General features: G+C 65.1%; 13 protein-coding genes. 7 read left to right on the forward strand and 6 right to left on the reverse strand.

The features are described from left to right. Positions 1-6: 6 nt before the first annotated feature. Positions 7-2,169: a type I secretion system permease/ATPase gene (locus tag ACUTAF_RS05680; RefSeq protein WP_445579059.1), complete on the reverse strand. Its 2,163-nt coding sequence runs from the start codon at positions 2,167-2,169 to the stop codon at positions 7-9. A 23-nt stretch (positions 2,170-2,192) separates the two neighbouring features. After that, complete coding sequence (locus ACUTAF_RS05685) at positions 2,193-3,548, reverse strand: TolC family outer membrane protein (protein ID WP_445579060.1); 1,356 nt, start codon at positions 3,546-3,548, stop codon at positions 2,193-2,195. A gap of 444 nt (positions 3,549-3,992) precedes the next feature. Here ACUTAF_RS05685 and ACUTAF_RS05690 point away from each other — a divergent pair, with 444 nt between their 5' ends. Together ACUTAF_RS05690 and ACUTAF_RS05695 are read left to right on the forward strand one after the other, a co-directional pair. Continuing rightward, on the forward strand, positions 3,993-8,735 hold the full coding sequence (locus tag ACUTAF_RS05690) for a retention module-containing protein (protein ID WP_445579061.1): 4,743 nt from the start codon (positions 3,993-3,995) through the stop codon (positions 8,733-8,735). Between the two features lie 74 nt (positions 8,736-8,809). Beyond that, positions 8,810-9,151 carry a tryptophan synthase subunit beta gene (locus ACUTAF_RS05695; RefSeq protein ID WP_445579062.1) on the forward strand — a complete coding sequence of 114 codons (342 nt, stop codon included), beginning with the start codon at positions 8,810-8,812 and terminating at the stop codon, positions 9,149-9,151. Positions 9,152-9,260: 109 nt separating this feature from the next. On the opposite strand, the gene lapD is transcribed toward ACUTAF_RS05695, so the two are convergent. The 4 genes from lapD to ACUTAF_RS05715 all read right to left on the reverse strand — a co-directional run bounded on the left by lapD (position 9,261) and on the right by ACUTAF_RS05715 (position 13,083). Further along, positions 9,261-11,210 carry a cyclic di-GMP receptor LapD gene (gene lapD, locus ACUTAF_RS05700; RefSeq protein ID WP_445579063.1) on the reverse strand — a complete coding sequence of 650 codons (1,950 nt, stop codon included), beginning with the start codon at positions 11,208-11,210 and terminating at the stop codon, positions 9,261-9,263. Between the two features lie 12 nt (positions 11,211-11,222). Then, positions 11,223-11,906, reverse strand: coding sequence for a cysteine protease LapG (gene lapG / locus ACUTAF_RS05705; RefSeq protein WP_445579064.1), 684 nt, complete (start codon positions 11,904-11,906; stop codon positions 11,223-11,225). Between the two features lie 139 nt (positions 11,907-12,045). Beyond that, positions 12,046-12,444: a YbaN family protein gene (locus tag ACUTAF_RS05710; protein WP_445579065.1), complete on the reverse strand. Its 399-nt coding sequence runs from the start codon at positions 12,442-12,444 to the stop codon at positions 12,046-12,048. A gap of 51 nt (positions 12,445-12,495) precedes the next feature. Continuing rightward, on the reverse strand, positions 12,496-13,083 hold the full coding sequence (locus tag ACUTAF_RS05715) for a UPF0149 family protein (RefSeq protein WP_445579066.1): 588 nt from the start codon (positions 13,081-13,083) through the stop codon (positions 12,496-12,498). Positions 13,084-13,249: 166 nt separating this feature from the next. On the opposite strand from ACUTAF_RS05715, the gene recQ reads away from it, so the two are divergent. From recQ to ACUTAF_RS05740, 5 genes are all read left to right on the forward strand, one after another. Beyond that, positions 13,250-15,382: a DNA helicase RecQ gene (gene recQ / locus ACUTAF_RS05720; RefSeq protein WP_445579067.1), complete on the forward strand. Its 2,133-nt coding sequence runs from the start codon at positions 13,250-13,252 to the stop codon at positions 15,380-15,382. A gap of 187 nt (positions 15,383-15,569) precedes the next feature. Then, the gene (locus tag ACUTAF_RS05725) at positions 15,570-16,733 is read left to right on the forward strand and encodes a GGDEF domain-containing protein (RefSeq protein WP_445579068.1); all 1,164 of its coding nucleotides are present in this window, start codon (positions 15,570-15,572) and stop codon (positions 16,731-16,733) included. Positions 16,734-16,861: 128 nt separating this feature from the next. Continuing rightward, positions 16,862-17,293, forward strand: a complete 432-nt coding sequence (locus ACUTAF_RS05730) for a MarR family transcriptional regulator (RefSeq protein WP_445579069.1) — start codon at positions 16,862-16,864, stop codon at positions 17,291-17,293. Between the two features lie 279 nt (positions 17,294-17,572). After that, positions 17,573-19,657: a FimV/HubP family polar landmark protein gene (locus ACUTAF_RS05735; protein ID WP_445579070.1), complete on the forward strand. Its 2,085-nt coding sequence runs from the start codon at positions 17,573-17,575 to the stop codon at positions 19,655-19,657. A gap of 209 nt (positions 19,658-19,866) precedes the next feature. After that, positions 19,867-20,148 (forward strand): Rdx family protein, encoded by a 282-nt coding sequence (locus ACUTAF_RS05740; RefSeq protein ID WP_445579071.1) that lies wholly within the window; start codon positions 19,867-19,869, stop codon positions 20,146-20,148. Positions 20,149-20,183: the final 35 nt, after the last annotated feature.

Raw genomic sequence — 20,183 nt, forward strand, 5'->3', positions numbered from 1 at the left:
CGCCTCCTAGCTCGGCGAGGGGCCGACGCGGCCCTTGCGCAGTGCTTCGATCACCGCGTCCTTAGGCCCGTCGGCGACCACGTGACCGTTGTCCAGCACGGCCAGACGGTCGACCAGGCTGAGCATGGAGGCGCGGTGGGTGACCAGGATCAGCGTCTTGCCGGCAATCCACTTGTGCAGGCGCTGGCGCAGCAGGTCTTCGCTGGTGTTGTCCATCGCGCTGGTGGGCTCGTCGAAGATCAGGATTGGCGGGTCGAGCAGCATGGCGCGCGCCAGCAGTACGGCCTGACGCTGGCCACTGGAGAGCAGCTGGCCGCGTTCGCCGACGGGGCGATCGAAGCCCTGCGGGTGCTGCCGGGCCAGGTCGATCACGCCGGTCAGCTCGGCCACTTCGAGCATGCGCGCATCGCTGACGTAGCGCGCGCCGAGGGTCAGGTTGTCGCGCAGGCTGCCGGACAGCAGCGGCAGATCGTGGGCCACATAGCCGATCTGGTGACGCAGGTCGGCGACGTCCAGTTGGCGCAGGTCGAGGTTGTCGAGCAGGATCTGTCCCTCGTCGGGGCTGTAGAAGGCCATGAGCAGGCGCGCCAGGGTGCTCTTGCCCGAGCCGCTGCGCCCGATGATGCCGACATGTTCGCCGGGGGCCAGGCGCAGACTGACGTTGTTCAGCGCCGGGGCGCTTTGCCCGGGATAGCGGAAGGTGACCTGGCGGATGTCCAGCGCGCCCTGTAGCTCGGTGCGCTCCAGCGCTCGCCGTTTGTCCTCGCGCTCCTGCGGCAGCGCCATCAGCGCGTCGGTACTGACCATGGTCAGGCGCGCCTGCTGGTAGCGGGTGATCAGCCCGGCGATCTGGCCCAGCGGGGCGAGGATGCGGCTGCCGAGCATGTAGCAGGCGACCAGTGCGCCGACGCTCATGTTGCCGGCGATGATCGAATAGACCCCGGCAATGATCGTGGCCATGCCCGCGAACTGCTGGAGAAACAGCGTGCCGTTGGTGGCCAGCGCCGAGAGGAAGCGCGCGTGGCTGTCGAGGCGGGTGAGGGCGCCATGAGTCTTTTCCCACTGGTGCTGGCGTTCGCTTTCGGCGCCGCAGGCCTTGAGCGTTTCCAGGCCGCCAAGCGTCTCGATCAGCAGCGCCTGGCGCTGCGAACCGAGCTGCAGGCTCTTGTGCACGGTGTCGCGCAGTCGGGTCTGGATGACGAAGGCGAACAGCGCCGTGAGCGGGAACGCCAGCAGCGGGATCAGCACCAGCCAGTCGCCGATCAGCCAGATCACCAGGATCATCAGCAGCGAGAAGGGCAGGTCGATCAGGCTGGTCAGGGTCACCGCGGTGAGGAAATCGCGCAGGCCCTGGAAGTCATGAATGCTCTGGGCGAAGCCGCCGACGCTGGCCGGTCTGGCCTTGAGCGCCATGCCGGTGATGCGCTCGAACAGGGTGGCGGAAAGCACAACGTCGGTTTTCTTGCCGGCGGTATCGAGCAGGTGGGCGCGCAACACCTTGAGCAGGAGCTCGAAAGCGGTGCCGATCAACAGGCCGATCGCCAGTACCCAGAGCGTGGCAGTGGCCTGGTTGGGCACCACCCGGTCGTAGGTCTGCATGACGAACAGCGGCACCATCAGGCCCAGCAGGTTGATCAGCAGGCTGGCCAGCAGGGCATCGGCGTAGAGCCAGCGCGACAGTTTCAGGGTGTCGCGGAACCAGGCCTCGATGCGCGGTACCAGTGGCGTGCGCGCCTCTTCCAGTTCGTGGCGGGGGCGGGCGAAGAAGGCCTGACCGCTGTACTCGGCGGCCAGCTGCTCGCGGTCGACCCACTGGTCGCCGCCATCGGCCTCGCAGGGCAGTATCTGCGCCTGGTCGTTCGCTCCCCACTGGCGCAGCACGGCGCTGCGGCCGTCCTTGAGCAGCAGCAATACCGGCAGGTTGAGAGCCGAGATGCTGCCCAGCTCGCGGCGCAGCAGGCGGCCCTGCAGTCCGGCGCGTGCTGCGGCACGGGGCAGCAGGGCGGCGCTGAGACGTTGCTCGGGCAGTGGCAGGCCGGCGCTCAGGCTGCCGCGGCTGGCGCGGCAGCCGTGCAGCCTGCAGAGAATCAGCAGGCCATCGAGCAGCGGATCGTCATGACTTTGCCGCGGGTCGCTGGCGACAGCCCCTGGCCGCTCCATGGTGGTCAAGTTCTACTGCTCCCAAGCCGGTACTACTTCATTTCCGGCAAGCGTGCCTCGCTCTTCACCTCGGTGAGGGCTACAGCTTCTGCCGGGACTACGATCTGTTGCTGGCGCAGCAGATCACCCATGGCGGCAACCACGCGGTACATCGAGAACTCCTCGTCATAGCGAACCTCGGTGTAGCGGCGGTTGGCGGTGAACAGTTCGTTTTCGCTGTCGAGCAGATCGAGCAGGGTGCGCTGACCCAAGCTGAACTGCTGCTGATAGGCCTCGCGCACGCGCGCCGTGTAGTCCGCGTAGTCACGCGCCTTGGGCGTTTGCAGGCGGGCGTTCTCCATCGCGTTCCAGGCCAGCGACAGGTTCTCGTTGAGCACCCGCAGGGCGTTGTTGCGAATGTCCATCGACTCGTTGATCTGGTGCGCGGCGCCCTGCAGGCGGGCCTTGTCGCGCATGCCGTTGAACAGGTTGTAGTTCATCACCACGGCGGCACGCCAGGAGTTGTAGTGCCCCTCGTCGCCCTGGATGTTGTCGTCGGCACTGGTGGCCAGCTCGAGATCGAAGCGCGGATAGAAGGGCGACTTCGCCACCTCGTACTGCTTCTCCGCAGCCTGTACGTCGGCCTGGGCCGATTTCAGGAAGGGGTTGTTGTCCATCACCGTCTGCCGGGCGCTCATCAGGTCGGCCGGCATGTTGCCCTTGATCGAGGCCGGTGATTCGAGCTGATCGGGCAGGCGGCCGATGGCGCTGAAGAAGTTGGCCTCGGCATCGGCCAGGTTGACTTCTTCGGTATAGAGATTGTTCTGCGCCAGGGCCAGACGGGCTTCGGACTGGTCGAGATCGGCGGTGCTGCCTACGCCCTGGCGGCTGCGCATGCCGATCTGATCGTTGATGCGCTGGTGGGCCTGGAGATTGTTGCGGGCCAGTTCGACCATCTCGCGGCGCATCAGCACATCCAGGTAGACCTCTACCGAACGCAGCGCCAGGCTTTCGGAGGTGCCCAGCAGGCGATAGGCGCGCGAGTTCACCACCGCCTCGGTGCGCGCGACCTCGTTCGGCGTGTTGAAGCCATCGAACAGCATCTGCCGCAGACGCAGTTCTGCGTCCCGGTAGTTCAGGGTTTCCTTGTTGTGGTCGCCCAGGGCGCGGGTGGTCGGGCTGTCGGTCTGCTCACGCCCGTATCCGACCAGCAAATCGACGGTGGGGAGATAGCCTCCTTTGGCGAACTTCACATCCTCATCCGACGAAAGGCGGCTGTTGGCTGCGGCATGTATTTCCGGGTGGTTGTCCAGCGTGCTCTGGATGGCCTCCGAAAGAGTCATGGCTTGCACCTGACTACAGGCTGCCGCCAATAACATGGCGCTAAAAAGTGGATTGTATGTGCGCATCGCCCAATCTCCTTATGCGTGTTCTTATCCTGCCGCCATAAAATTGACTCTGATACGGTGAAAATCGTTTCATGCTTGTAACATCTCAGCTAAGAACAACTTTTCGAGGAGCTAAGAAGATTTTTTCACAAGCCTTATGCGGAAAAAATCTTATGTACTCTGTGAAAAGCAGCACATTGTTTGGCGTTAGAAGCTTCGTGCTCCGTGTTTTTTCCATGGGGTGTGGGGTGAACAGGCGGTCAAGCACAAAAAAGGGCGGGGATGCATCTGATGGAGTAGTTCGACGCATGCTGTAGTGACATTTTTTTGTCGCTGGCGTTTTTGGACTGTTGCGCCGTTCCATTTCAGTCAGCTGTTTTCAGCTTTCCTCACGCTCGAAAGGAGTCTTGACCCTTTTGGCAATACGTGTCGGCGGTGGCCGGCAGCTGTAGTGAGGATGGAATCATGGCTACTCTCATTGGTGTCGTCAGTCAGGTTGTCGGCGAGGTTTTCGCGGTAGCGAGCGACGGATCGCGTCGGCCACTCAGTGAAGGTGATCGGCTCTACGCCGGAGAGCAACTCGTAACCGGAGCCGCTGGCGCCGTCGCGGTCACCATGAGCAACGGTCAGCAACTGACCCTCGGGCGTGACAGCACCCTGATGCTCAGCGAGCAGATGCTCACTTCTGATCCCGACGCCCAGCCTGCAGAGAGCGGCACGGCGGCTGTCTCGCCGAGCGAGCGCGATCTCACCGATGTCGAACAGTTGCAGGCGGCCATCGAGGCCGGCGTCGACCCGACCCTCGAAGGCGAAGCCACCGCGGCTGGCCCGGGTGCCGGTGGCGCAGCGGGCGGCGCCGGTGGTGGGAACTCGTTCGTACTGCTCGGCGAGGTGGGGGGCGCGCTCGATCCCGTGATCGGTTACCCGACGGAGGGACTCTCGTTCGCTCCCGAGTTCCCCGACCCGGAGGTTGAGGTGCCCGCGGATGACGAGCCGGCCTCCAACTCCATCCCCGGTATCGATATCGAGTATCGGAACTTCGCCGGCCAGGTGATCAGCGGGCCGGCACAGGTCGACGAAGCCGCACTGGCTGACGGCAGCAACCCGTCCAGCCCGGCCGAGCAGGCCTCGGGACGTCTGATCATCAGCTCCCCGGACGGCATCTCATCGATGCAGATTCAGGATGTTAACGGCAACTGGATCGACGTCACCAATGGCAATGAGGTGCAGGGTAAGTACGGCATCCTGAGCGTCGATGCTGCGGGCAACTGGGTCTACACCCTGACCGCCAACACCCTGGATCATGACCCCAACGGCACCGGTAGCCCCGACCAGGTCGGCGAGAGCTTCCTGGTGCGGATGTTCGACCTCGACGGCGATGTTTCACCCACGGTGTCGCTGAATGTCCTCGTCATCGACGATGCACCTGGCGTTAGCCTGGGTGATCGCGAGTTGAATGCACTGGTGGTCGACGAGAGCGATTTGTCGCTGAATGATCAAGGCAGTTTTGCCTCGGCCTTCGAGTTCAATCTCGGCGCGGACGGCGGGACGGTGTCCTTCAGCTTGAAGATCCTGAGTCCGGACAGCGGGTTGATCGATACGCTGACCGGGCAGGCAATCGAACTGCACCTGAACGGTAATGTCGTGGAAGGCTGGGTGGGCGGCGATGCCGGTTTGGTCGCTTTCCGCATCTCGGTTGCTGATGACGGTGATGTGGCGTGGGATCAAATTCGGGCTCTGCATCACGACGACCCGAATGACGCGAATGAAGCGGTCGCCTTGGCAGGCGGATTGATTCAGCTGGTCGCCACTGCGACAGATGGTGATGGTGATTCAGCCTCTGCCGCTCTCAATCTGGGTGGGCTTCTGCTTTCACGCGATGACGGTCCGGATGCGCAGGATGACACCGACAGCATCGCGGCCGGCGGTTTCGGCCCGGCGACGGGCAACGTGATCACTGATGCCGCGCCCGGCGATACCGGCGACAGCGACGCGGGTGCCGATACCCGGGGTGCCGACGGTGCGGTGGTGTCGTCGGTGACGGCGACGACGGCGGGCGGCTCTGCGATGGCGGTGGCCGGCGCGACCGTGGTGCAGGGTGCCTATGGCGTGCTGACGTTGAGTCCGGATGGCTCCTACAGCTACGCGCGCGACGAGGGCACGCCGGGTGGTGTGTCGGATGTATTCACCTACACGCTGCAAGACGGTGATGGCGACACGGACACGGCAACCCTGACCATCGCGATCGGCAACACGCCGCCAGAGATCAGCAACCTGACTCCGGCTGCCAGTGGCGGCGACGTGACAGTTGACGAAGACGACTTGCCCGCTGGCTCGGACAGCACGAAGGAGAGCCTGACCCAGTCCGGCGATTTCACTATCTCCTCGCCCGACGGCATCGCTTCGCTGACGATTGGCGGGGTGACCTTCATCAGCAACGGGGTGTTCACTGCGGGCTCATTTACCACGGCGCTGGGCAACACGCTGAGCGTGACCGGCTATAACGCGGTGACCGGCGTGGTGAGCTACAGCTACACGCTGGTCGACAACGAGACCCATGCTGCGGGTAACGGCGAGAACAGCCTGTTCGAAGACTTCGCGGTGGTACTGACCGACCAGGATGGGCAGTTTGCCAGCGACACGCTGTCGGTGAACATCATCGACGACGTGCCGGATGCACAGAACGACACCGACAGCATCGCGGCCGGCGGTTTCGACCCGGCGACGGGCAACGTGATCACCGATGCCGCGCCCGGCGATACCGGCGACAGCGACGCGGGTGCCGATACCCGGGGTGCCGACGGTGCGGTGGTGTCGTCGGTGACGGCGACGACGGCGGGCGGCTCTGCGATGGCGGTGGCCGGCGCGACCGTGGTGCAGGGTGCCTATGGCGTGCTGACGTTGAGTCCGGACGGCTCCTACAGCTACGCGCGCGACGAGGGCACGCCGGGTGGTGTGTCGGATGTATTCACCTACACGCTGCAAGACGGTGATGGCGACACGGACACGGCAACCCTGACCATCGCGATCGGCAACACGCCGCCAGAGATCAGCAACCTGACTCCGGCTGCCAGTGGCGGCGACGTGACGGTTGACGAAGACGACTTGCCCGCTGGCTCGGACAGCACGAAGGAGAGCCTGACCCAGTCCGGCGATTTCACTATCTCCTCGCCCGACGGCATCGCTTCGCTGACGATTGGCGGGGTGACCTTCATCAGCAACGGGGTGTTCACTGCGGGCTCATTTACCACGGCGCTGGGCAACACGCTGAGCGTGACCGGCTATAACGCGGTGACCGGCGTGGTGAGCTACAGCTACACGCTGGTCGACAACGAGACCCATGCTGCGGGTAACGGCGAGAACAGCCTGTTCGAAGACTTCGCGGTGGTACTGACCGACCAGGATGGCCAGTTTGCCAGCGACACGCTGTCGGTGAACATCATCGACGACGTGCCGATGAACTTCTGCCCGGATGGTGCCCACGTTGTTCTCGGGGTCGAATCCCCCCTACCTCAACCTGTGGTCATCGAGCGGTCTATCAACTTCGAAGCCGCAGCGGGTGCGGACGGAGTCGGTGACGTCGCCTTTAATTTGAGCCTGAATGTCGATCTCGACGACGATGGTGTGATGGATGCGCAGTCCTTCATGGATATCGAGGGGGGGCAGCTGTATATGCGCAACGAGGAGCTTTTCCTCACCTATGACGGCGATGGGCAACATATCACGGCAGTGACAGCGGATGGCGACGTGGCTTTCACCGCGGTGATCAACCCCGGCGGCGATGTGTCCATCACCATGTTCAGCGGCTCCTTCATCAGCAACACCGTGATTACCACGGTCACGGATCTGGCGGGTATCGGCGGGGGTGATGTGCCGTTCAAGGGCTTGAATATCGGCACTAAAGTCAACCCGGATCTGGATGGTACTAACGATGTCCTGGTGTCTTCGGAGATTCGTCCATTCGATGATCTGAATACGGGCAGTGTCAACAGCAATGCCAATGTGCTGGGCGTGGGCACCGGCAACGAGGTGTCGAACGGCGAAGTTATCCGCTACGACCTGGTGACCGGGCTCAGTGTCAATGATCAGCAGAACAACGAGAGCTACAGTTTCACGGGTTATCAGCAGACCTTTGCCTTCAGGCAGAAGATCCATATCGAAGGAGGCAGCAAGGATGCCGACTTCAAGCTGAGAGTCTTCAGTGAATCCGGAGCGGGATCGGGCAACACCTCGCTAGTCGGAACCAGTGCCGCGGCAATACAGTTGGCGCTGACCATTGCCGAGATCACTATCTACGATGCCAATGGCAATGCCCTCAGCGACGCCGACAAGTTAAACCATGTGGCATTGGACCCGAGCGATAGCAAAGGCCTGATTCTGTACAACCTGGGCGATGGCTGGACTTTCGAGATCAACAGCGTGGATGGTCTGAATCCGGAGGCCTTCAACGCCATCGAGATCGAGGCGATCGAGTCCACCAACGGTATTGTCAACACCGATGGAACCGTCACGAGCTTCAAACTGGGCGAGTTTTCCTTTGGTCAGTCCACAGATCTCGATCCGGTTTCTTTCGAGCTGCCTGTCATAGGCACGGACGGCGACGGCGACTCAGTGACCAGCTCGATGGGCGTTACCGTCTACCCCGACACCAAGAGCATGGTCGGCACCGCTAACGGTGACCTTATCGTGGGCGATGGCGGCGAGAATTACCTGTTCGGGCTGGCCGGCAACGACACGCTGGTGGGTAATGGCGGTGACGATATCCTGCTCGGTGGCTTGGGCAGCGATAGCCTCGATGGAGGTGCAGGAAAGGATGTCTTTGTCTGGCAGGCTGGTGAGGGTGTTGGAGGTGGTGTCACCGATACGGTGCTGAACTTCGTCAAGGGCTACAACACTGGAGGGGACCAACTCGATTTGTCGGATCTGCTTACCTGCGAGGATGGTTTGGCCAATGATCTTGGAAGCCTGCTGCAGTACATCGACATCTCCACTTCCGGAGCGAGCACAGTGATCAACGTCAGTGCCAGTGGGGCCTTCGATCCGAACGCCGCGACCGGGGTGGCGCCTGACAACGCGCTCGTCGACCACACCATAGTGCTGCAGGACGTCAACCTGTTCACTGCCGGTTCTGGTTACAACACCGGTACTGAAGGCGGCGTGATCCTGGGTATGTTGGGAGACGGCACGCTGAAAGTCGACACCGTCTGAACCAGGCTAATATGGTCAGCCCGCCACCCCTCTCGGGCGGCGGGCTTTTTCATGGGCGTTTGCGGGAGGCACCGATGGTCTATGTACAGCGCGACGCCGCGGGGCGGTTGCTGCGGGTCGAGTACCAGCGCTTCGAGGGAATGACGGAAACCCTGGCGGTCGAGAGCGAGGAGCTGCAGGCCTGGTTGGCGGCAAGGGAAGAGGTCAAGGCACGGCTGGACAGCCTCAAGCAATCCGACCTGGAGCTGGTGCGCGTGCTGGAGGACGTGGTCAGCGTGCTGGTCGAGCGTGGCGTGATCCGCTACACCGACTTGCCCGAAGCGGCGCGGCAGAAGCTTGACCAGCGTGCCAGTACCCGCGCCGAGATCGAGGGCCTGAGCGGCCTGCTCGGCGACGACGAACAGGATCTGCTGTGAGCGTAGTGATCGCCCGCCCAGATTTGTAGACGCCGCGCTCCGCGGCGAATGGTGTCGGGGCGACCACCTCGAGTTCCCAGAAATTCGCCCCGGGGCGGGGCTACTGCGCTCATCCGTCGCCCCAGGGCGCCGGTGCACCGATCAGGCGGCCCATGGCGCCATGCACGCCGAGCTCCTCGAGCACGCGCAATTCCCCCTCGGTTTCCACCATCTCGGCGATCAGCGGCAGATCGATGCTGTTGGTGGCGCGGAAGATCGCCTCGATGAACAGGCGTTTGTCGCTTTCCTGATCGATGGCGCGGATATAGGTGCCGTCGATCTTCAGGTAGGCCAGGCCGAGGTGGGTGAGGTTGCCGATCAGGCTGAAACGCCCGCCGAAATGCTGCAGGCCGAGGCTGAAGCCGGCCTCGCGCACGCTCCGGCTCAAGGTTTCGAGCTCCGCCGGCGGTGGCAGGTGGCGTTCATCCACCTCCAGGGTCAGCAGATGGCCTACCTCGGAGTGGCCGTCGAGCATGGCCAGCAGTCTGGCCAGGCTCGGCCCGTCGCGCAGGGTCGCGGCCGACAGGCTCAGTGCCAACGGTTGCGGGTGCTGGGCCAGGTGGGCGAGGCTGTGTTCGAGCATCGCCAGGTCCAGGCGCGTGGTCCAGCCGAGGCGTTCGATCCAGGGTAGGAAGCGCCCGGCGGCCACGGCTTCGCCCTGCGGATCGAGCAGGCGTGCCAGCACCTTGCGCTGCAGCAGGTGCTCGCGGTTGGCGCATTCGCTCACCGGCTGGAAGTACAGCTGCAGCTTGCCCTGGTTCAGCGCCTCGTCGATCCAGGTGCGCCAGTCATGCAGCCCCTGGCTGGTCGGTGCGGTGAAGTCGTCGAGGCGTTCCCAACATTTATCGGCGTTGCTCTGCGCCTGCGCCAGCGCTTGGTCGGCGCGGCCGATCACCGCGCCGGGTGCCTCGCCCGGGCGGAAGGCGGCAACGCCGATATGGGCCACGGGGTCGCGGTCGCTGGCGCCGGTCTGGCGCAGGCTGTCGAGACCGTCGCTGAGGCTGATGGCCAGCTGCTCGGCATCCTCTGCGCTCAGGCCGGGCACCAGCAGGGTGAACTCACCGCCGCGGCTGCGCGCGGCCAGCCATTCGCTGCGGCGCGGGTCGTCGAGCAGGCGCTTGAGCAGCTCGCCGATGGCGCAGATCAGGGCGTCGGTGCGCTGGCCGCCGATACGCTGGTTGAGGCCGCCGAGGTCGTTGACCCGCAGCAGTAGCAGATAGCCGTCGGTGTGCTGTTCGTTGAGCACCAGCTGGTTGCTCAGGCGGATGTCGAACTGGCGACGATTGGCCAGGCCGGTGAGGCTGTCCTGATAGGCCTCCTCGCGCAGCTTCTCGCTGCGCGCGGCCTCTTCGGCGAACAGGGCCTTGAGCTTGTCGACCATCTGGTTCATCGCCAGCACCACGCGCTTGAGTTCCGGTGTGCGCGGTACGCGCGGCAGGGTGAGGAACTCGCGGCGACTGATGGCTTGCGCCTGCTGCACCATCTTGTCCAGCGGGCGCAGCTGTGTACGCAGCAGCCAGCCACCGAGTATCGCGCTGACCAGGCCGCACAGCAGCAGCCAGAGCAGGCTGCCGATGGCGCTTTCCCAGAGCTTGGCCAGGGCGAACTGCGGATGACTGAGCACCTCCACCCTTGCGGCCTGCTCCCAGCCGCGCATGATCAGCGCATCGCCGCCCTGGGGCTGCAGGTCGACCAGCTCCATGAACCACGCCGGTACGTTCTCCGGCTTGATCTCGGCACGGCGCTCGACTATCGGGCTGTCGTCGGGAATGCGTACCACACGGATGCTGGCGAAGTAGCCGCTGTCGAAGATCGAGCTGACCATCAGCTCGAGCATCGCCGGGTCGTCCACATGCGGCGCCATCGACAGGCCCAGCGCCGTGGCCGCATCCTGGGCGTGCGAGCGCAGCTGGCCGAGCAACTGTTCGCGCGAGTTCTCCACCCCGGCGATGAAGCTGCCGGTGAAGGCCACCACCAGAAACAGGCAAATGGCGAGAAACAACTGCTTTAGTAGGGACATGGATGCTTCCTCCTAGCCTTCGCCGATGGCGAAGCCCTCCGCACGCATTTTTTTCAGGATGTCCTGCCAGCGCGAAAGCTTCTTCGAATCGCTCTTGCGGGTGCTGGACCCCGGCAGGTAGAGACCTTCGGCGTTGAACGCGTAGACCGGCAGCAGGTCCCGGCGCTGCGAGGCGGGACGAATGTCGTTGATCAGGTTGTCCAGCACCAGGGGCTCGGAGACGGGGCTGGAGTAGTAGGTGAGCACCATATGGGCCTGGTTGTAATTGAGGGCCTTGACGTAGGTGATGCGCAGCTTCTCGCTGGGAATGCCGAGGCGGCGCAAGGTGAAGTACTTGGCGATGGAGTAGTCCTCGCAGTCGCCGGCGCCCTTGACCAGCGTTTCCACGGGCGTCGCCCAGTAATCGTTCTGCTGCCACAGGCGGATATCGTCGGTGAAGCGGACGGTGCGGTTGAAGAAGCGATTGACCTCGTTGAGCTTGTCCGCCTCCGTCAGGTCGGCGCTGCCCCTGATCAGGTCATCCCAGGCGAGGATGCGTTGCTTGGCGGCGCCGAGGTTGCCGTAGCGTTTCTCTGCGTTGCCCACGATCAGGGCGAAGTCCCAGCTGGCCAGCGCCAGGCCGGCCAGCAGCCCGCTGCCGACCCACAGGATCAGCAGGCACCGTTGCCATCCCTGAATGCGTTGCCTCGGCCGCATGGGGCTGCATCTCCGCTTTGATCGGCTGAAGTCTAGGCGACGCGGTGGCGATTTGCCCTTTTAGCCCGGATGAAATCCGGGGGCGGTTTCAGCCGCCGATTGCAGCCGGGTTAAATTCCCGGCGCGCAGCGGCACTGCTTCAGGGGTTGGGCAGGGTCTTCTGCTTGAGGATGTACAGGCTGACCAACGCCGCGCTGGTGAGCATGAAGGCGCGGGCCCAGGGCAGGGGCACCAGGTAACAGGACAGGGCGATGCTCGCCCACATCAGCGACAGCGCGTAGACCTTGCCCTTGAGCGGAATGCCCTGGCCGTCCAGGTAATCGCGGATCCAGGGCCCCAGGCGCGGATGGGTGACCAGCCAGATGTAGAAACGCTTCGAGCTGCGCACGAAACAGGCGGCCGCCAGCAGCAGGAAGGGGGTGGTCGGTAGCACCGGCACGAAGATGCCGATCACGCCCAGCACCACGCTCAGCCAGCCGAGTGCCAGCAGCAGGTAGCGGATGCCGCGGTGACGGCTTTCCTGGATCTCGCGCGGCATCGTCGGGCCTGGGCGGACGGCAGCCGGGGCGCCCGGCCCCGGCCCGCTGGATCAGTGCTGGCGGGGCTTGAGCAGCGCCGGCTTCTCTTCCGGCGCCTGGCACAGCAGGAACAGCGCGGTGAGCAGTTCGGGAATCTGGTCGATCATGCTGTCCACCAGGTCGCGGTCGCGGGCGATCTCGGCGAACTCGGGCTGCTCGTCGAACAGGCCGGAGCCGACCATGATCGGCAGCAGCAGCTCGCTGACTTCGTCCTCAGCGTCCTCGAACCACACCGCCTCGCGCAGGAACACGCCTTCCATGAAGCCGATGCACCAGCCACGCAGGTCGGAATCGTCCGGATCCTCGCCCAGGTCCAGCTCGCAGGGCAGTTCGGGCTCTTCCTCACCGGCCAGCTGGCGGGCGATATGCGCCTTGAGGTGGACCAGGGTGTTCTCGATCTCCTCGCGCTCGGCCTCGCTGCGGTAGTGCGGTGGCTCGGCGAACAGGGCATCGATCCATTCGCGCTCGGGCACCTGGTCGGGGCAGATCGACAGGGCGGTCAGGTAGCCATGGGCGGCCACGTAGTCCAGGGCCTCTTCATGCAGCTCATCGGCATCGAGGAAGGCTTGCAGGCGGGACAGTTGCTCGGCGAAGGACATCGTGGGGCTACCTTGAAGGAGTAAACGAGGCTGGATTCTAGTCCACAGCCGCCGCAGCGGCCATAGCGACTGGGCAGGGCGGCGCCAAAACGGCGGCTTCGGACGGGCAGGCGCCCTGTTGCCTGCCATCCTGCGGCATAATGCGCGGCTCGATTCGGAGGCCTTCATGCTCGACCACGCCCAGCGCATTCTCAAAGACGTTTTCGGCTACGACGCCTTCCGCGGCAACCAGGCCGCGATCATCGAGCGCGTGGCCGGCGGCGGCGATGCCCTGGTGCTGATGCCCACCGGCGGCGGCAAGTCGCTGTGCTACCAGGTGCCCGGGCTGTTGCGCGGTGGCCTGGCGGTGATCGTCTCGCCGCTGATCGCGCTGATGGAAGACCAGGTCGCCACCCTCGACGAGCTGGGGGTGGCCGCGGTGGCGCTGAACTCCACCCTGAGTACTGAGGAACAGCGCGAGATCGCCGAGCGCATCCGCCGCGGCGAGATCAAGTTCCTCTATCTGGCCCCCGAGCGTCTGGTGCAGCCGCGCATGCTGAGCTTCCTGCAGGGCCTCGACATCGCCCTGTTCGCCATCGACGAGGCGCACTGCGTCTCGCAGTGGGGCCACGATTTCCGCCCCGAGTATCTGCAGCTCGGCCAGCTCGCCGAGCTGTTCCCGCAGGTGCCGCGCATCGCCCTGACCGCGACGGCGGACAAGCGCACCCGCGAGGAAATCGTCCAGCGCCTGCACCTGGGCGACGCCGAGCGCTTCCTGTCGAGTTTCGACCGGCCCAACATCTTCTACCGCATCCAGCCCAAGGACCAGCCGCGCAAGCAACTGCTGGGCTTTCTCGCCGCCCGCAAGGGCGATGCCGGCATCGTCTACTGCCTGTCGCGCAAGAAGGTCGAGGAGGTCGCCGACTTCCTCAGCAGTCAGGGCTTTCCCGCGCTGCCCTATCATGCCGGGCTGTCCAACGAGCTGCGCGCCTACCACCAGAGGCGCTTTCTCAACGAGGAAGGGCTGATCATGGTGGCAACCATCGCCTTCGGCATGGGCATCGACAAGCCCAACGTGCGCTTCGTCTGCCACCTCGACCTGCCCAAGTCGCTGGAGGCCTACTACCAGGAAACCGGCCGCGCCGGCCGCGACGGTCTGCCCGCCGACGCCTGGATGGCCTACGGCCTGCAGGACGTGATCTTCCTCAAGCAGATGCTCAACAACTCCGAGGGCGACGAGCGGCACAAGCGCATCGAGCAGCACAAGCTCGACGCCATGCTCGCCCTGTGCGAGGAAACCCGCTGCCGCCGTCAGGCCCTGCTGGCCTATTTCGACGAGGAGCTGGCCCAGCCCTGCGGCCATTGCGACAACTGCATCGACGGCGTCGAGACCTGGGACGCCACCGAGCCGGCGCGCCAGGCGCTGTCGGCCATCTACCGCAGCGGCCAGCGCTACGGCGTCGGTCATCTGGTGGACATCCTGCTCGGCCGCGACAACGACAAGATTCGTGCCTCCGGCCACCAGCACCTGGCCGTGTTCGGTATCGGCAAGGCGTTTTCCGAAGGCGAGTGGCGCACCCTGTTCCGCCAGTTGGTGGCGCGTGGCCTGGCCGACGTCGACCTGGACGGCTTCGGTGGTTTGCGCCTGAGCGAAACCTGCCGCCCGCTGCTGCGTGGCGAGATCGGCCTGCAACTGCGTCGCGAGCCGAAACCGGCGCAGGCGGCCAAGGCCTCCAGCAGCGCCGCGAGCCAGCTGGTGCGCGGCCATGAACGGGAAATGTGGGAGGCGCTGCGCAGCCTGCGGCGTAAGCTGGCCGAGGAGCACAGCGTGCCGCCTTACGTGATCTTCCCCGATGCCACCCTGCTGGAAATGCTGCGCAGCCAGCCCGGTTCGCTGAGCGAGATGGCCCAGGTCAGCGGCGTCGGTGCGCGCAAGCTGGAGCGCTATGGCCAGGCGTTTTTGGAAGTGCTCAATGGCAGCGCCGCGGACGAGGCGCCGGCACCGGTGGCCGATCTGCGTCACGAATTGGTCAGCCTGGCCCGCGCCGGCATGACCCCGGCGCAGATCGCCAGCCAGCTCGGCTGCAGCGAGAAGAACGTCTACAGCCTGCTGGCCGAGGCCATTTCTCAGCAGCAACTGACCCTGGAGCAGGCCCTGGATCTGCCGGAGGAGTTGCTGGGCGAGATTCAGGAAAGCTTCCTCGACGGCGAGGGTGAGCTACCGGCGGTGGGCGAGATCGCGCCACTGTTCGCCGGGCGGGTCGACGAGGCGGTGCTGTATTGCGTGCGGGCGGCACTGCAGGTCGAGTTCGAGCTGTGAGTCGCTGGCGGCCGAGCGAGACGTCGAGCTCTCGTGGCGAACGGCCTGCCGCCGCTGCGCCGAACACGACGTACCGACGGCGCACGGTTTCGCCAGTACGCCTTGTCCGGACGTTCGCCGCAGCCTGAATCTGGCGGCGATTCGCTGGCGAGGCTAAGGTGTGGGCAGGCCGCCAACAGACGAGGTAATGGTGCCCAGCTATCACGCCTGGCTCGACGACGTTCGCCCCAGTCCCTACGCCGACCAGCTCAGCCTGGGCTTTCGTGGCTTGCGCTTTTCCCGCCTGCTGGAGCGTGAATATCGCGCTCATTTGTTGGACGACAGCTTCGAGCTCAAGCGCATCGCGCTCAGCGTGGCCGTGGTCATCTGGCTGGCCTTCGCCCTGCTCGACCTGGTGGTGGTGGAGGCGCCGCATCTGTGGTGGATTCTCGCCGTGCGCCTGCTGGTGCTGGCGATCCTGCTGGTCTGCGCCGCACTCATCCTGCATCGCCGCCATACCCACCTGCTGCTGCCCCTGAGCCTGCTGTGCATCCTCGCCCTCGGCGTGGGCGCAGCGAGCATCGTCGGTATCGCCCATGACGCCGATCCCGGCTATCCCTACGAAGGCCTTTTGCTGGTGAGCATGGCTGCGTACTTTCTCGTCGGCCTGCGCCTGAGCGAGGCACTGGCCTGCGCCCTGGCGGTGCTGCTGGTGTACATCTGCGCCGAGTGGTTGGCCGGGTTGCCCGTGCCGCGACTGATCAACAACGTGCTGTTCCTGTCGTTCGGCAACCTGATGGGGGCGGTGGGCTGCTATCTGCTGGAGTACAAGTCGCGGGAGAACTTCCTGGTCAGCCGGCTGATGCGCCTGTTGGCCGATCGCGACAGCCTTACCGGATTGCACAATCGGCGCAGCTTCAACCGCCAGTTCGAGCGGCTGTGGCGCCAGGCGCAGCGTGACGACCAGTCGCTGGCGTTGCTGCTGTGCGATGTCGATCACTTCAAGGCCTACAACGACTGTTACGGCCATCAGGCTGGCGACACCGCGCTGCACCAGGTCGGCGTGCTGATCGAGCAGGCGGCGCGGCGTCCGCTGGACATGGGGGTGCGCCTGGGCGGCGAGGAGTTCGCCCTGCTGCTGTTCGACATCGGCGTCGAGGAGGCCAGGCGCCGGGGCGAAGCGCTACGTCAGGCACTGCAGGACCTGAACATCCCGCACCAGCGTTCCGACAGCGCCAGCGTGCTGACCATGTCCATCGGCGTCGCCTGTCTGAGCCCTGCCATGCAGAGTGAGCCGAGCCAGCTCTACGAGCATGCCGACCGGGCTCTATACGAGGCCAAGGCGCTCGGCCGCAACCAGGTGGTGGCCTGATCAGCGACGCATCCGGCATGTTCGTCGCATTCTGAAACGCTGGGGGCGCAATCCGGGGTTGCTCTATGGACGGGTTATGGCTAGCTTACTAATAATTAGTTTTTGACCTTTGTAAGAGCCCGCTGTCCATGTCCTACCCTGATCAACACCGTTTTGCCATGCAGGTCGCCCAGCTGTCGCGCGCCTGGCGCTCCGAACTCGATCGCCGCCTGGTGGGCCTGGGGCTGTCCCAGGCTCGTTGGCTGGTGCTGCTGCACCTGGCACGCTTCACGGAAATGCCGACCCAGCGCGAGCTGGCGCAAAGTGTCGGCGTGGAGGGCCCCACCCTGGCGCGCCTGCTCGATAGCCTGGAGGCCCAGGAACTGGTGACCCGCATCGCCGTGCCCGAAGACCGCCGCGCCAAGAAGATCGCCCTGCAGCCCAAGGCACAGCCACTGATCGAGAAGATCGAGGCGATCTCCACCCAGCTGCGTCAGGAAGTCTTCGCCGGCATCGACGAGGAAGATTTGCGCCGCTGCCAACAGGTCCATGCACGAGTGCTCGGCAACCTGCTGAAGTGATGCGGATCGATGCCTGCGTCTGTCAATTTCCCGCCCTTTGATCCGGTCTGGATGAATCGATGACTGGTTTTTGACTGAAACCACTTGATGGCGATATGCCTTCGTCGGCAAACTGGCGCCCAGCCGCTACTTTGTGAATTAGTAGCCATACTGCTTACGAGCCAGGACCGACAGGGATGATGTCGGCCTGTCGTTGAGGGCGCCAGCCTCCCGGCCAGGGGATGCTCATACAGGAAGTGGAGGAGGCGGCGTTCGAGCCTGCATAACCTTGGAGGTCACATGGCTCGGGTACGTCAGTTGATGTTGGGTTTGGCCTCGGGTTCGGCCCTCTATTCGGGGATGGCGCCGGCGCTGGGTTTGGGCGAGATCACCCTGCATTCGGCTTTGAATCAGCCGCTGGAGGCGGAAATCGAGCTGCTCGAGGTCGGCGACCTCGGCGCCGAGGACATGCGCATTGCCCTGGCTCCCGCCGAGGTGTTCAGCCGCTCGGGTGTCGAGCGTTTGTATTTTCTCAACGACCTGCGCTTCACTCCGCTGCTGCGCGGCTCGCGCAGCGTGATCAGGGTGGTGTCGAACCGGCCTGTGCGCGAGCCGTACCTGAATTTCATCGTCGAGCTGGCCCGTCCGGGCAGCCAGCTGCTGCGCGAATACACCGTCCTGCTCGACCCGCCGGGCTCCTCCGCCTTCACCCCGGTGGCTGCACCGAGCTATGCGGTGGATGGGGCTGTGCCCCGCGTGGCGCCTGCTCCGGCATCCCCCGCGCGAAGCGTGACGCCGCCGAGCGCCGGGCTGGGCCATCGACAGCAGGTGGCGCGTGGGGACAGCCTGTGGTCGATCGCGGCCGACCTGCGCAGGCAGGGCAGCACGCTGTCGCAGCAGGCGCTGATGGAGGGTATCCACGCCCTCAATCCGGCGGCTTTCGTCGGCGGTGATGCCAACCGGCTGATGGCCGGCGTCGAGCTGCTGCTGCCCGATGCGGCGCGTGCTGCCGAGGCTGCTACCACCGTTGCCAGCGCTCCGGCCGAGGCGTCCGCGACGGCAGATATCGAGGCTTCATCGGAGGAGCTGCTGACGGCGCCGGGACCGGTGCTGGCAGCGTCCAGCGAGCTCCAGCAGCTGGCGGAGAAACAACGCCAGGTCGACCTCGAACTGGCCAGCCAGGCCGCGGAGAACCTGCAGCTGCAGCAGGGCCTGGCGCAACTGCAGTTGCAAGTTCAGCAGTTGCAGGAGCAGCTGGCGCAGAAGGACGCGCAGCTGGCCGGGCTGGCAGAGCAGCGCACGACCGCGCCGGCCGAGCAGACGGCTCCGGCCGACGCCCCGGCAACCCGGGCATCACAGGCGGTCGGCCAGCGCGACTGGTCGCTCTACCTGCTCTCGGCCGGCGTGGTGCTGCTGTTGCTGCTCGGCGCCCTGTTGGCGGCCGCGCGGCGCCGACGTAAAGCCGAGCCGCAGGTGGTACAGGTCGAGCCGCAAGCGCAACGACCGGCTGTGGTGGAGCCTGTGCCGCCGGCCGCGGTGGCCATTCCGGCCGTGCGTCCGGCGCCCGCTCCTGCGCCGATTCCACAGCAGCGCCCGCTGGTGCCGGTCGACCCGCTGGAAGCGGCCAACGTGTATATCGCCTATGGCCGCTTCAGCGAGGCGCGTGGCGAGCTGAGCAAGGCTCTCTCGCAGCATCCGCAGCGTAGCGACCTGCGCTTGCGTCTGCTGGAAGTGCTGGCCGAGCTGGGTGACGCCAGCGCCTTCGCCCGTGAAGAGGCGGTGCTGCTTGCCGAGGGCTTCGAGGCGTCGCGGCTGGAGGCGCTCAAGGCCCGCTACCCGGCGCTGCAGCAACCCGCGCAGGCGATTGCCGACGAGCTGGCGCCGCAGCGAGCGGCCGAACCCGTGGCCGAGCCCGATTTTCAACTCAACCTGGACGACCTCTCGCTGGACGCCGACTGGGAACTGGTCAGCCCCTTCGAGGTTGGCTCGCCGAGCAAGAGCAAGGCGAAGGAGGAGCCTTCCGCCGAGTCCGATGCGGCCTTCTCCAGCAACCTGCGGGAGTTGCCGGAAGTCTTCGAGCTGCACGAGGAGGGCGACGACCTCGGCGCCTTCGGCGAGATGGAAATGACGTTGCCCGATGACGGGCTGCTCGACGAGCATTTCCTCGATGCCTTCGCCGGCGAGGCCGATGCCACCGCCGCGTTGCAGGGCGAGATCGAGCAACTGGCAGGCGATCCGCAGAGCCTGTCCAAGCTCAATCAGGCACTGGCCTATATCGAACAGGGCAACCTGGTCGCCGCCTGCGACATCCTTAACGAGGTGATCGACCATGGCGACGCCCAGCAGAAGCAGGCCGCGCGCCAACTGCTGGCGGAGATCGCCTGAATCGTCTCACGGCCCTGGGCGGCCCGGACTCGTATGCCGATGCCATGCCGGGGGCGCAGGTCGTTAGCGAGGGTGCCTCTGCCGGACGCCGAACCTGAAACGACTGGAGCGCTAGCACAATCTGCCCGGCCTGTGGCCGGCCGGGGCCAGCCCACGCACGGCGAAGGCGGCTATCATAGGCGGCAACTCCCCGTCCCAGAGCCATCGCCATGTCCGAGCAGAAACCGCAGATCGTCATCACCTATTGCACCCAGTGCCAATGGCTGCTGCGCGCCGCCTGGCTGGCCCAGGAGCTGCTCAGCACCTTCGCCGACGAACTTGGCAGGGTCAGCCTTGAGCCGGGCACAGGCGGGGTTTTCCGCATCCTCTGCGACGGCGTGCAGATCTGGGAGCGCAAGGCCGACGGCGGTTTCCCCGAGGCCAAGGTGCTCAAGCAGCGGGTGCGCGACCTGATCGACCCGGCCCGCGACCTGGGCCACAACGACCGCTAATTGTCGGGTGCGCCATGTGCACCATGGCTACGGGT

It is taken from the genome of Pseudomonas sp. SP16.1 (assembly GCF_052682975.1).